This is a genomic window from Peribacillus sp. NPDC097284 (genome assembly GCF_044761765.1).
Lineage (GTDB): Bacteria > Bacillota > Bacilli > Bacillales > DSM-1321 > Peribacillus.
Genome location: NZ_JBIWCZ010000004.1, coordinates 246,069 through 259,913 on the forward strand (window position 1 = coordinate 246,069; position 13,845 = coordinate 259,913).

The 13,845-nt window shown below is 41.4% G+C and carries 14 protein-coding genes and 1 riboswitch; of the genes, 4 read left to right on the plus strand and 10 right to left on the minus strand.

Features of this window, described 5'->3' with window-relative positions; genetic code table 11:
- Positions 1-208 precede the first annotated feature (208 nt).
- Positions 209-1,066, plus strand: coding sequence for an EamA family transporter (locus ACIQXU_RS11110; protein ID WP_402872020.1), 858 nt, complete (start codon positions 209-211; stop codon positions 1,064-1,066).
- Between the two features lie 278 nt (positions 1,067-1,344).
- Positions 1,345-1,479, plus strand: coding sequence for a BA3454 family stress response protein (locus tag ACIQXU_RS11115; protein WP_402872021.1), 135 nt, complete (start codon positions 1,345-1,347; stop codon positions 1,477-1,479).
- 129 nt (positions 1,480-1,608) lie between these two features.
- On the opposite strand, the gene qoxD is transcribed toward ACIQXU_RS11115, so the two are convergent.
- The 7 genes from qoxD to ACIQXU_RS11150 form a co-directional block, all read right to left on the minus strand.
- Positions 1,609-1,893, minus strand: a complete 285-nt coding sequence (qoxD, locus tag ACIQXU_RS11120; RefSeq protein ID WP_402989226.1) for a cytochrome aa3 quinol oxidase subunit IV — start codon at positions 1,891-1,893, stop codon at positions 1,609-1,611.
- Complete coding sequence (qoxC, locus tag ACIQXU_RS11125; protein WP_402989229.1) at positions 1,893-2,489, minus strand: cytochrome aa3 quinol oxidase subunit III; 597 nt, start codon at positions 2,487-2,489, stop codon at positions 1,893-1,895. Before qoxC ends, qoxD begins: the two co-directional genes overlap by 1 nt.
- Positions 2,489-4,435, minus strand: a complete 1,947-nt coding sequence (gene qoxB, locus ACIQXU_RS11130) for a cytochrome aa3 quinol oxidase subunit I (protein WP_402872029.1) — start codon at positions 4,433-4,435, stop codon at positions 2,489-2,491. Before qoxB ends, qoxC begins: the two co-directional genes overlap by 1 nt.
- A 69-nt stretch (positions 4,436-4,504) precedes the next feature.
- Positions 4,505-5,434: a cytochrome aa3 quinol oxidase subunit II gene (qoxA, locus tag ACIQXU_RS11135; protein WP_402989232.1), complete on the minus strand. Its 930-nt coding sequence runs from the start codon at positions 5,432-5,434 to the stop codon at positions 4,505-4,507.
- Between the two features lie 596 nt (positions 5,435-6,030).
- On the minus strand, positions 6,031-6,330 hold the full coding sequence (locus tag ACIQXU_RS11140; RefSeq protein ID WP_402872035.1) for a hypothetical protein: 300 nt from the start codon (positions 6,328-6,330) through the stop codon (positions 6,031-6,033).
- A 219-nt stretch (positions 6,331-6,549) separates the two neighbouring features.
- Positions 6,550-7,761 (minus strand): S1C family serine protease, encoded by a 1,212-nt coding sequence (locus tag ACIQXU_RS11145; RefSeq protein ID WP_402989235.1) that lies wholly within the window; start codon positions 7,759-7,761, stop codon positions 6,550-6,552.
- Between the two features lie 240 nt (positions 7,762-8,001).
- A complete protein-coding gene (locus ACIQXU_RS11150) occupies positions 8,002-8,781 on the minus strand; it encodes a COG3014 family protein (protein ID WP_402989239.1) in 780 nt (259 codons plus the stop codon).
- 190 nt (positions 8,782-8,971) lie between these two features.
- Here ACIQXU_RS11150 and ACIQXU_RS11155 point away from each other — a divergent pair, with 190 nt between their 5' ends.
- Entirely contained in the window at positions 8,972-9,328 is a 357-nt protein-coding gene (locus ACIQXU_RS11155) for a hydrolase (RefSeq protein ID WP_402872044.1), read from the plus strand.
- A 66-nt stretch (positions 9,329-9,394) separates the two neighbouring features.
- On the plus strand, positions 9,395-9,775 hold the full coding sequence (locus ACIQXU_RS11160; RefSeq protein ID WP_402989241.1) for a hypothetical protein: 381 nt from the start codon (positions 9,395-9,397) through the stop codon (positions 9,773-9,775).
- Positions 9,776-9,835: 60 nt separating this feature from the next.
- Here the strand turns inward: ACIQXU_RS11160 and ACIQXU_RS11165 are convergent, their stop codons facing one another.
- The 3 genes from ACIQXU_RS11165 to ACIQXU_RS11175 all read right to left on the minus strand — a co-directional run bounded on the left by ACIQXU_RS11165 (position 9,836) and on the right by ACIQXU_RS11175 (position 13,536).
- Positions 9,836-10,849, minus strand: a complete 1,014-nt coding sequence (locus tag ACIQXU_RS11165; RefSeq protein ID WP_402872050.1) for an ABC transporter permease — start codon at positions 10,847-10,849, stop codon at positions 9,836-9,838.
- Position 10,850: 1 nt separating this feature from the next.
- The gene (locus tag ACIQXU_RS11170; protein WP_402989244.1) at positions 10,851-12,353 is read right to left on the minus strand and encodes a sugar ABC transporter ATP-binding protein; all 1,503 of its coding nucleotides are present in this window, start codon (positions 12,351-12,353) and stop codon (positions 10,851-10,853) included.
- Positions 12,354-12,420: 67 nt separating this feature from the next.
- Entirely contained in the window at positions 12,421-13,536 is a 1,116-nt protein-coding gene (locus tag ACIQXU_RS11175; RefSeq protein WP_402989247.1) for a sugar ABC transporter substrate-binding protein, read from the minus strand.
- A 113-nt stretch (positions 13,537-13,649) separates the two neighbouring features.
- Positions 13,650-13,756: riboswitch (SAM riboswitch) on the minus strand.
- Positions 13,757-13,845 lie beyond the last annotated feature (89 nt).

Genomic DNA, 13,845 nt, shown 5'->3' on the forward strand with positions numbered 1-13,845 from the left:
AAAAACCATATCTCCTTAAAGATATGGTTGATTCGCAAAATATCAAGCCATAGTTTTTTTAAGAGGGTGATGCTATGAACCTCTCCCGTTTATCGGGAATTCATTTGATTTTATCATGTGTAAATATAGTAGATAAACTCAATTCTGTCAATATCAAACTTTGAAACTTTCTTATCTTAAGCTAGAATATATAAAGAGTTTATCCTAAATGAAGGAAGAGATTACAGCCATGTGGATTTTTGCAGCCCTCATCACCAGTTTTTGTTTCGGCATCAATAACAGCATTTTCAAATGGAGTGGAACAAAAGGCCATTCCAAAATACATATCCAGTTCTTCTTTTATTTTGTTGCTTTCATTCTATCCATTATGTATGGTGTGCTCGTCGATGGGCTGAACCTGAATTGGGTCTCCATCCTGCTAGGTGCGGCAATCGGGGTCCTCAATGCTAATGGGAATATCCAAATGGCAAGTGCCTTTGAAAAAGGCCCGGCAAGCCTGACTTCCCCTTTAATCGCGGCGAATACCATTTTCCCGATTCTCTGTGCAGCGCTCATTTTTCATGAGCACATTTCTCAGTTGCAATGGAGCGGCGTCATCTGTATGTTGCTCGCCACCTTGATCATCCAGTACACGCCAAATGCCAAAGGGAATCATCAGTATGTCCCTTGGATGATGCATACCTTATTTGCCATCTTCTCCTTTGGCGTACTCGGCATCCTGATGACGACAACGACACGCCTTCACCTGAGCTCCCTTGATATCCTGGTATCCATGTACGGAGGAGGAACGGTTTACCTCATGGTCGCGATGGGCATTAAACATGAGAAAATTAAATCTAAAGAAATCAAGATTGGTTCCTGTGTAGGCCTCTTGAGCGTAATCGGATACGGCTGCTATTTCTTCGCCCTGAATACCGGCATAGCAAGCATCATCTTTCCAGTCGTCAGCCTCAACTGCCTGATCGTCGTATTCGCTGGTTGCTACCTATTCAAAGAAAAACTAAAAACCTACCAAATCGCCGGCGTCTTCGCAGCCCTGATCGGAATCATCCTAACCAAAATCTAAAATCAAACCCCATTCCCGAGCCACCTTGGGAAATGGGGTCTGACCCCTTAACCAACTGCCATGACCCCTGTCGTACCAAGCTTATTTCACTTGAATGAATTCTGGGAAATAGGGTCTGACCCCAAAAAGTGTTGACATCTCGTTTGATTTATCAGATAATTATGAATATTAAATATTTTAGAGAGCAGCATAGGCTAAATGTTTGATTGCCCGGTAAGAATGGGTATATAGTAAGTGTGTACTTCGAAGGTACCATGATAAAGAAAGGAAGATGGAAAATGGTTAAAGTTACTGTGAAAGTGGATTACAATGGAAAGTCATATCAAACGAATGTTCTTGCAAAACCAGGTGCTAATGAGCAGGAAATTTTCCAAATGGCACTTCATCAAGTCGAGAAACAATGGAAGGAATAAAAAAGCAGGCATCGCCTTAGATACCTGCTTTTTTTATTGCCTTTTTTGGATCCCCTTACCCTACCATATGAAATTTCCTCCAACAAAAAAGAGCGCCTTTTGAAGGACGCCCTCTTTTGATAGATTCTCTTACAAGTAACCCCAAGTCATAGCTAGTAAAGTACCGAAGACCGTGAATAATGCAATGAACATACCGTAATAAACGTTTACGTAAATTGCTTTTCCATCTTTCGTTTCACCAGCATGCATGAATACAACAAGTTGAAGACCTGCTTGTATAAATGCAGTAACAAGAAGTACCGTCATACCAACTGGGAATGACATATCAAAGAAGTAAACGGCAAGAGCCACTGCAGTAAGAATCATTGAGAATACAAAACCCATTACTTGTTTTCGTGGGAACAATTCAGACATTATGAGATCATTCCTTTCAGATAGATGAAGCTAAAGATAAAGATCCAAACCACATCCAAGAAATGCCAGTAAAGAGAGAAGATAAACGATTTATTAGCTGTCGCTGGAGTCAATCCGCGCTTTTTAACCTGAAGGATAATGAACGTTCCCCAGAATAGACCAGCGGTTACGTGAGCTCCATGAGTTCCTAATGTTGTCATCAGCATGGCTGTGAAAGCACTAGTTTGTAATCCTGCCCCAATATGAACATAGTGGATAAACTCGTAAACTTCTACGCATAAGAATCCTAGGCCTAGCAGAAGCGTGATAGCAAAGAAAGTTATCATCGCTTTCTGTCTGCCAAGACGCATGGCGTGAATACCAAGACCGATAACAAAACTACTTGTTAAAAGTAAGATTGTTTCAGCTAGAACTGGAGTGATTTCAAAAATCTCCACTCCAGGGCCTCCAGCAGTACGGCCCTGTAATACGAAATATCCAGCAAAAAGTGTAGCGAAAAGCATAATTTCAGCACCAAGGAAAATCCAGAAACCAAATATCTTCAGACTATTCTCTTCAGTACTATATTCAAGTGGCAGCGAGTTATCAATTTTCATTATTTAGCACCTCGCAATTTTGATTCTGTCTCTTCAATTTCTTCAACTGAAATGTAGTGACCATGATCTTCCTCGAATGACCGAAGCGCCATACAAACAAAGATCGCGATTGTAGCAACGATAGCAGGAATCCAAAGTGCAAATATGAATGAGAAGCCCCAAACAAAGAAAATCGCACTCATGATGATCGGCATTCCGCTATTATTAGGCATATGAATTTTTTCATACTTGCCTGGGAATAAGTCATGTCCCTTTTTCTTAGCATCCCAAACAGGTTCGATTGAATTAACCTGTGGTAATACGGCAAAGTTATATTCCGGTGCAGGGTTATGAGTAGACCATTCAAGAGAACGAGCATCCCATGGATCTGAACCGATGTTTCTTGGAGAGTAACGTACACTGTAGTACACGTTATAGACGATTACTACAAAACCTACAGCAAGTCCAGCTGCTCCAATGAAGGAAATCATATTCATCAACCCGAATCCAGTTGATTCAGAATATGTGTACATACGACGTGCTTGACCATCTAATCCACTGAAGAACATTGGCATAAAGGCAACTAATGTACTCATTGTAATGATCCAAGCTGAAATCTTACCAAGCTTTTCATTCAACATGAAACCGAACATTTTTGGCCAGTAGAAATGCAGACCAGCTAGCATCGCGAATACAACACCAGGAATAATAACCATATGGAAATGGGCTACCAAGAACATTGTATTATGGTACTGGTAATCGGCTGCTGACATACCAAGCATTACCCCAGTAACACCACCGATAGTAAAGATCGGTAAGAATAGTACTGAATAAATCATTGGAGTGGTAAATGTAATCTTACCTTTCCAAAGCGTGAACAACCAGTTGAATATCTTAACTCCGGTTGGAACAGCAATCGCCATCGTTGTGATAGAGAAGATACTGTTTGTAAGTGCTCCTTGACCCATAGTAAAGAAGTGATGCACCCATACTAAGAATGAAAGAAGCGAGATAAGAACCATTGAAGCTACCATTGATTTATAACCATATAGGTTACGTTTGGCAAAGGTTGAGATAACCTCACTATAAATACCGAATGCCGGCAAGATTAAGATATAAACCTCAGGATGTCCCCAAACCCAGAAGAAGTTGGCCCAAAGCATATCCATACCGCCACCAGTTGTTGTAAAGAAGTGGGTTCCGAATAATCTATCCATTGTTCCCATGATAAGCAACACTGTTAATACAGGGAAAGCGAAAACAATGATTAAGTTAGTGATTAAAGCTGACCAAGTAAACATTGGCATTTTCATCAATGTAATACCAGGTGCTCTCATTTTCAGGATTGTAGTGATGAAGTTAATACCCGTCATCAATGTACCAAGACCTGAAATCTGAAGAGCGAACATGTAATAATTCGAGCCTACCGACTCACTGAAGTCATTACCTGCCAGTGGGAAATAAGAAGTCCAACCTGCATCAGGAGAACCACCGACTACGAATGAAATGTTTATTAACATCGCACCCATAAAGAATAACCAGAAACTTAGTGCATTTAGACGTGGGAATGCTACGTCACGTGCACCGATTTGAAGCGGAACAACGATGTTCATGAACGCCATGATAAATGGCATTGCCATGAATATGATCATTACGACACCATGTGTCGTGAAAATTTCATTATAATGCTGTGCATCTAAAAGAGTGTTATCTGGTACGGCAAGTTGTGCACGCATCATGATAGCATCTGCGCCACCGCGGAAAAGCATGGCTAAAGCAGCAATTATATACATGATACCGATACGTTTATGGTCAACCGTTGTTAACCATTCACGCCAAAGATAACCCCATTTTTTGAAATAGGTCAAACCAGCAATTATGGCAAGAGTAGTAAGACCAATGGCAACCATCGATGCGTAAATCGCAAGACTTGGATGAGGTACGGCAAATCGATCAAAGAATTCCATACTATCGTGACTCCTTTTGGAAATTTATTGTTTACCCTGTAAGGTTAGTTGTATAACTAACCCCACATCTTAATGATTGCTATGTTCTTCGTGTTCTTCGTGTTCTTCGTGCTCTTCGTGTGAATCATGTCCTTCGTGTGAACCTTCGTCTGATCCATGATCATGTCCACCATTTTCACCCTCAGGAGCAGGACTGAATTCTAGATGAGTTCCAGTGTAAGTGGATGTACCAAGATGACCTGGTTCTAATAACTCATCGAATTTATCTTCTGTAAGAGGTTTAGCAGTTTGATGCACTTCATCTACCCATTCATCAAACTCGGCTTCAGGCATTGCTGTAACGTTGAACGTGTTCTCAGCGAATCCTTTACCACTAAAGTTTGCGTTTCTACCCATGTATTCACCTGGTTCGTCAGCTGCTAGGTGCAGAGTGTTAACCATGTCGCTCATTGCGTATTTTTGACCACCAAGTTGTGGAATCCAGAAACTTGTGATTGGTCCATAAGAGTAAAGTTTGAATTCAAGCGGACGGTCTGTTGGAATGTATAAATAGTTAACCGTTTCAATATTTTCTTCTGGATAACTAAAATGCCATTTCCAGTTAGATGTTGAAGCGTAAACAACCAAAGGCTCTTTATCTTCATATCCTTCAGGTGTTGCCTCTACTTTATAGTTACTTTGAGTAGAAACAATAGAAAGGAAACCTACAATTAAAATTGGAACACCAACACAAATTGTCTCTACAAGTTTACTTCCTTCAATATGAGGCGGTTCGTAATCCTTACTTTGTTTAGAAGCTCTGTACTTGACTAACATATAGATTAAAATTCCAAAAACGACTAGAACGATAATCGACATTAATCCAATAGATAACATTATGTCCTTAGCTTGCGTTTCAGCTTGAGGCCCTTTTGGATCTAAGACCATTAATGGTTCGCAGCCTGTTAACACTGTGGCAACAGTAAAAAGGATGGTTAAAAAAGCCCACTTTATTTTCATCGTGCTACCCCTCTCTTAGTATAATATATTTGACATTGGTAATTATTCGGAGAAAACATTTACCAATCTTTAAACCTCTTATTCTCATATCTTAGTTCCAAGTGGAAAAAAAGACAATATGAAATGAAGAATGTCATAAAAAGTTCATTTAAAAACCGTAAATATGTGGTAAATGAGCAGTTATATTGTATTATTTTTTTCTTATGCCCTATAATAAATCCTTATAATGAAAAACGAGACAGCTTCCCAAAGTACAGGATTGTCCCTACCTATGTCTATTTTATTTTATATTAATATAGTGAAATAAACAATTGTAACATTATACATCATGGGGAAATATGCCTCAAAATCACCTCTAATGTTAAATATTTCACAATACGAGTAGGATAATATGTCTAATCTGGTATAAACATCCTTTTTCTTCACTTACTTATTTTATACTGATATAAATTATTGTAAGTGTTTTTCCCTTAGCCATTGTGGAAACTAAAAAATCATACTTTTTTATCATTACCTGCATACGGTTTTTTTAAAGTAAATAAGCGTTTCTTCTATTGAAGAAACGCTCTATTCTCCTAATAAAAAGAAGAAAGGTGTCAAATTGACACCTTTCTTCTTTTTGTTTTGGACTTGAATTTTATAAGCTTCGTTGTTTCCGGTATAATTCTTTCCCCTTTTTTGGTGTTCGCCGTCATTTCTTCTGCCAAGACAAATAATATACCAACCAAGAAAATACTCGCTGCACTTAACGCTATGGTTATCCCTATTGTTGACAGCACATACCCTCCGTTGTAACCGCTTACAGAAAAACTGATTAAAAACAATATAATTCCGATTGTACATCCTGTGCCTGATACCCATTTCAATGCATCCATGATCTTCTGATTAGCTTCCATCCTGTCAGCTCCTTTTCTTTCTATTTTAACAATTTTCACATTTTTGTCAATATTTATACTATTTTACATTATAAACACGTTGTTTTCCTTGACAAATCATTTCTCTTTATTGGAAGGGAATATAGATATGTTCCCTCATGGTTATATTATTAGCTATACTAAAAATTCTACTCTAAAAGAAAAGACTTCGGACAGTTTTCAATCCGAAGTCTTTTCCTATTAAGAACCTTTCAAGGTTATCGTCAACGTCTTTTCTTTTGCCCCTCGATAGATCTTGAATGTAACCTTGTCACCTATTTTCTTATCTTTGTACAGTTGTTTTCTCAATTCAGCAGCCGTGCCAATCTTGGCGCCCTCAATCGCCACGATGACATCCTGTTGCTGGAGACCTGCATCCGCAGCCGCCGAACCTGGTTCTACACTATTGACCATTACCCCGGTTTTTGCAGGCTCAGGCATTTTCTGTAGATAATATTGTGGGAGTTCCTCTGTATTGTTAAGACTGACACCTAAATAGGGTCGCGTAATTTTTCCCTTTTCGATTAGCTCTTTTACTATCGGGATGACCTCGTTACTTGGAATCGCAAAGCCTAAGCCCTCCACTCCACTTTCCGATATTTTCAAGCTATTGATGCCAATCACTTCACCAGCCGTATTGATTAAGGCACCCCCGCTATTTCCAGGGTTGATGGCCGCATCCGTTTGTAACACATCCAGCTCCCATTCGCCGTCCGAAGTATCAACCGAAATCGCCCTTCCCGTTGCACTAATGATTCCTTGTGTTACTGAGCGCGAAAAATCAAGTCCGAGCGGATTCCCGATGGCCAATACCTCCTCACCTGGTCGAATGCTATCAGAATCACCAATACTGACGGCTTCCGGAGCAATTGAATCATCAATCGTCAACACCGCTAAGTCCGTTAAGGCATCAGCACCGACCACCTCTGCTGTTGCCTTTTTCCCATCATATAACGATATTTCCACTTCCTTAGCTCCTTCGATTACATGGTTATTCGTGATGATATAGGCTTTGCCATTGTCTTTTTTATAAATGACCCCTGATCCCGTGCCGCTTTCCACCGTTTCATTTTCCGTACTTTGCTGCTGGAGGGGATACCGACTTTGTGTTTCTTGAAAGTTGACGACACCTACAATCGATTTTGAAGCTGTTTCAACCATATCAGCCCTCTGATTGGAATCTGTACTCGTCGACAATTTCTGTGGAGTGACCGTTTGCTCTACGGCTGCGGTTTGAGAGGTTTCATTCACGGCTTCTTTCTCGGTATCCCCAAACTCACCCCCGAATACAAATACAGAAGAGGTTACTAAAGAAGCGACCACTCCAGAAACAAGACCAGTAAACACATGTGACTTTACTTTTTTCGGTTTATCTTTCACCCTGACTTGTCCTTCACCATTATAGTTCTCCATCTTCTTCCCTCCTATTTATGACTTTCACCTGCCTCCATCATAAACAGGAATTATTAAAAAATTCTTAAGAAACCTTGAAAAAATATAAATTTCTTAGATGGACCGATATATTTGCGGCTTGGACCGATAAAGGTCTGGTTTTGACCGATAAATCATCCAAATTGACCGATATATTTACGACTTTGACCGATAAACTGCTTACAACCAAAAAAAAGACGCCTCTATTAAAGGCGCCCCTCCTTACATCACTTCATACACTTCTTTTTTCTGCTTATTCACGCCATACCAGCCAAATGTGGCAGTATGTCCACCTTCGTTACTATCATTGACGACTTCAAAGACTTGAAAAATATAGTCTCCCTTTTCATCATCATGATCATATTGGATTTGTAGATGCGGATTATTTTCGGCATCCACATAATCCTTCACCAGCTGCTCCGCTTTCGCTTTTGTAAAGGCTTGGTCCGGGTCCTTCTCCTCTTCAACCGGTCCTTCTTCGGCTGGTTCTTCCTTAGCGGCTTTTTCCTCTTCTTGTGCTTCCTTCGGCGTTTCTGTTTCTACTGCCGGTTTATCTTCAACTTCCGACTCGGGGATTGCTTCTGATTCCTCCCCCGTTTGGTCATCCGTCGTTTCCTCTAAATCCGTCTCCTCTTCAACTGGTTCTACGTCGGCTTCTTCCGTTTTCGCCAACATTTCCGTAGCCTTTTGAACCATCAACTTGCCTTCTTCAAACTTTGCCTTATATGCGGCTGCCTCTTCGAAAAAAACCTGTGCTCCTTCTACATCCTGTTCTTCATATTTTTTCATTCCATCGTAAAGTATGCCTGATAGCTCCATCAGCTCTTTCGCTTCCGCAGTGGGATCATCTTCATAAGCCAACTCAAATGCTTCATGTGCTTCTAAATAATTCTCTTCCTTTAGTTGGCTTTTCCCCAATTCCATGTTTGAATCATACATCCTCGTTGCACAACCTGAAACGATAAATACCATCAATACAATACATACGGATAATTTCTTCATTGTAGCACTCCCCATCCTTGTTAAATGTCCTAAGTTGTCCTATCAATCTCTAAATCTATCTTACCCTATTTCATAAGAAATATCTGACATCTATGTATGAAAGCGACTTTTTTATGGGATATTCATTTTCAGGGTTACTTTTTTACAAATAGTGGTACATCATAATTAAACACTTGAAGGGGTGGTATAAATGAGTCAAGAAAAGCAGACGTATCATGTGGATTTAGTGAGTGGAGATATTCTGGCACAGAAACTAGATGAAAACCCAAGCTTCACCATACAAGCGAATGATGACGAATTAGCCGAGTTAAAGCAATGTTTGGACGACCATCTGAAAGATGATCTTGAAGCTTTTGCCCGTTCTCACGTACCTTATCTTCTCTACCATCATGACCGGGCCAATGATAAATATGATGCGGCCATGAAAAAACTATACCGGATCATATACAGATTAGGTGACGAGGCCGCCCGGAATCACATTGAGGAGATTGGCATATTGGAGGATAACAAATTCGAGGGAGACAGTGAAATCCAGAAGTTTAAATAAGCACCCCATTAGAACAGGATCTTATATATGAAGATTCTGTTTCTTTTTTCATATAAGGAGGTAGGGATGATAAGAGCGATGAAGTTTGTCCTATTGGCTTGCTCTCTTTGTCTACTGTATGGCTGCATGCAAAATCCATCCAGTAAAAAAACCGTGGAGGAAAGTGAAGCAAGCCCAACAACGGAAGAGTCCTCTGAAGAAAGCGGCCTCGAGCAAGGGGTCAGCCAAGTGGCGGAAGGATATTCACAGGCACCCGGGGAAAACGATGCAATCGGTTCAGATAAAGAAAAAGAAATTTATCTTTACATGAAGTCACTATACAACACTGGAGGACAGAATACCCAAGACGCCATCACGGAAAAGGTGAGTAAGAAATTCGAGATTACACAAGAACAGGCCGGTACGATTTATATGCAGTATGAAATGAAGTTATCCAAGCCCAAATGAAAAATTCGCCACACTGAAACAAAAGACCAGCAATCATGGCGACTGCTGGTCCTTAATGTTTCAGTGTTTTTGTTTATAATAGGTCACAGCCAAGGCAAGGGCGAGAACTGCGCCTTTCACGATGTCCATTGCATAATATGGGACCGACATCATGATTAGCCCATTTTGCAGGATTCCAATCAAAACGGCCCCGATGAACGTTCCGAAAGCATTCGGTTTACCTGCTCCTAGAACAGAAGAACCAATGAAGGCCGCCGCCACCGCATCCATTAAATAGGGAGAACCTGAATTGATTTCCGATGTCATGACGCGGGAAGCAAGGACGATCCCGCCGATAGCAGCGAACAGCGCCGACAGAAGATAGGCCACTACTTTATATTTATTGACCGAGATTCCCGAAAGTCTAGCCGCCTCCTTATTTCCCCCAATGATGTACATATAACGGCCATGCTTCGTGTAGGTCAAAAAGATATGAGTCGCAACGACAATGACGCCCATGATCAGGATAATCCAAGGCACTTGTCCGATTTTGGCGAAAAATGGGCTGATTAAACCTGTAGCGAATGTTCCGTCAGGCATCACCATGTTTTGTGAAACCGTGGCCCCTTTTGTATAAGTAAGGGCAAGCCCTTGAATGATGAACATGGTCGCCAATGTCATCAGCATGTCCGGGATCCTTAACTTTACAATCATGAATGAATTCAATGCGCCCACCACAAGCGAAGCACCAATGGCCGCTATTATCGCAATCAACGTATCCTGGGAAAACCAGACAAACATCGAGATGACGATGGCATTGGCTAATGAGGCAACGGAGCCAACTGACAAATCGAAGCCGTCAACCGTCAAGGAAATCGTGATCCCGATGGCGATGATCGTCACGATGGAGATGGAACGTAAAATGTTAATAAGATTATTCGTTTGAATGAACGATGGATTCGCAATAGCAAAAACGGCAATCAAGATGATGATCGTCAGAATCGTTCCATATTTATAAAAGAATTCGAACAGATCAACTTTTTTCCTGGCTGGCGTTGTTGGTTTCTCTGTAAGAACCGGAATTGGTGTACTCATCCTATTTGCCCCCTGTTGAGTAGAATAGTAGTTCTTCTTCATTTGTCTTGCTTGTCTCTAGCTCCTTGACCATCCTTCCGTCATATAAAACATAGGTCCTGTTTGTGATTCCTATGATTTCGGCCAATTCGGATGATGCATAAATAATCGCTTTCCCCTTTTGGGCTAACTTTGCGATCAGTTCAAAAATATCCTTCTTGGCCCCGACGTCGACGCCTTTTGTCGGCTCATCGAATATGTATACATCCGCATCAGCCAATAACCACTTTCCGATGGCGATCTTTTGCTGATTGCCCCCTGATAGGTTTTCGACCTTCGCTTCCTCTGAAGGCGTTTTGATCCCAAGAGTGGCTATCAGGTCTTTCGCCTTTATCTTTTCTGCCTGGCGATCGACGAAGCTGAATGCCTTACTGAATTTCCCGACACTTGCAGCAGTCAAGTTCGTAGTAACAGACTCCTGTACGAGAACGCCTTCTTTCCTCCGTTCTTCGGGGACTAGTGCCAAGCCGCTCTTCACAGCATGATGGGGCGTTTTCAGAATAAGCTTCCTTCCATTCAACACAACATCCCCCGTTATAATGGCCGTATGGCCGAAAAGCGTTTTACAAAGCTCCGTTTTTCCTGCCCCGACAAGGCCCGCTAAACCGACTATCTCACCGGCCCTCACATGAAGACTGACATCTTTGACTTTATCGGCATCCGACAGTCGGTTCACTTCAAACATCACCGCACCTAGCTCGGCATTCACGACGGGAAACTGTTCTTCCATTGACTTTCCAAGCATCTGCTCAATCACTTCGTTTTGTGTGATATCACTGATTCTACTGCGCCTCACACTCTTCCCATTTCTCATGATTGTAATGTCCTCACACACTTCAAATATCTCGGGTAGACGATGAGAAATGAAAATAATGCCTACACCACGTTGCTTCAGCTCATTCACAATCCGGAATAGTTCCGTTGTTTCCGTATGGCTTAACGGAGCAGTCGGCTCATCGAGAATCAAGAATTTACATGCGGTTGAAACGGCCCTAGCTATCAAGACCATCTGCTTTTCGGCCAACGTAAGGTCCCTTACCAGTTTTTTCGAAGACACATGGATGTTCATTTCTTCCAAGATTTCCGTCGCTTTTCTATGTAATTCCTTCCACTTGATGATTTGTTTTCTCCCCATGTTCTGTACGGATTCATTCAGCATCACGTTCTCCGCAACCGTTAAATAAGGAATGAGGGCCGTATCCACTTCCTGATACACAATTTGAATGCCAGCTTCCTGTGCCGACTTTGGCGACCGGATATCCTGTACCTGGCCATTTAGAAAAATGTCGCCGGTATAATGGACATGAGCTCCTGATAAGACTTTCATTAGCGTCGATTTCCCTGCTCCATTTGCGCCGACCAATGCATGTGCTGTTCCCGACTGTACTGAAAAATCAACTTCACTAAGCGCTTTTACACCTGGAAACTCAATCGATATTTGTTTCATTTCTAGTTGAATGCCCATGTCCAATCCCTCCCATTAAACAGACACTCTCTTCAACTTGAAAGAGAGTGTCTACTGATTCTGATCGTTACTTCTTATAATGTTCTTTCAATACTTTCATCCAGTCTTCTTCAAATTCCGTTGATACTCCCCAGCCTTGAACAATGCCGGATAGATTGGTCATATTGACAGCGTCCTTCGATGATTGAAGCTGTTTTTGAGATATCAATGATGCTTCTAAATCATAGGTTTGCGGCGTTTCTTCCCCCGCTAGTTTTTTCGCTAGCAGTCTCATATTCACTGCACCAATCAACTTCGGATCAACCGCTGCGGTATACGACCATGAGCTTCCTTTTGTTTGAATCTCCTGAAGGTCGGCATTGGACACGTCAATACCATAGATTTTCACTTCATCGCGCCCCGCTTCTTTTATCGCACGAGCTGCTCCGATAGCGAATGCATCCCATGTTGCGAAAATTGCGTCTAGTTTACCTTTTGGATACTTGTTTAACATCGCCGATACCGCGTTTTGCGTCTGGACAGAAGTATCTGAAGATGCCACTCCGAATCTTTCAATTTCATGAATGCCAGGATTTTCTTTCAGCTTTTCTTGATACACGGCATTTCTTCTCACCATAGGAGGGAAACCATCTACCCAAAGGTATGCAATGTTCGCTTCGCCTTTTTGCTCTTCAATCAATTTGTCAAAAGCAAGAGTTGCCAATGCTTCGTCATCTTGTGAGGTTACTGTTACCCCATCAATTTTCGTTAAATCGCCGATGGAATCGAATGTGACTACGCTTTTCCCTGCATCAACCAACTTTTGTACGTCATTCACTGTCGCTGCATCATCACCATGGGAAATGATATAGCCATCATAGTCTTCCTCCAGAGCCTGAGCGATGGCATCATGGAATTTAGCCGTATCGCCATTGGCCGTAAAAGTATCTACTTGGAAGCCAAGTGCTTCTCCTTCTTCTTGCGCCCCTGCTAAGTATTGGGCCGTGTGATCATCGCCGCCAATTTTACGAATGACTTTAATTTTAGCTCCCTCGCCTTTCGCAAATCGTTCTGGAACATTTTCAAAAGATACCTTTTCCTCTTTTTTCGCTTCCCCTGTACTTTGTCCCGAAGAACACCCCGTCAAAAGCAACGCCGAAGCGATGACGGAAACGAAAGCTCCTTTTAAAATTGATTTTCCCATTTTAATTCCCCCTATTTTTTACATTATTCTTATCTGTTAGCTCGGCATAAACACAAAATAAAAACCTCTCTAAAATAGAGAGGTTTAATCAGCTGGTTTGCAGACTTATCCCTCTCTTATCTGTCAAAACATTTCTGTTTTGCAGGATTTAGCACCAATTCCTAATTGGAACGGTTGCTGGGCATCGTAGGGCCAGTCCCTCCGCCACTCTTGATAAGAGAATATAATGTGTTACGTTTCGTTATGGTAAGTACCACTTTATAGGGATATAGTCATTAAGTCAATAGTTTTTAGAATATTTTAAATGTT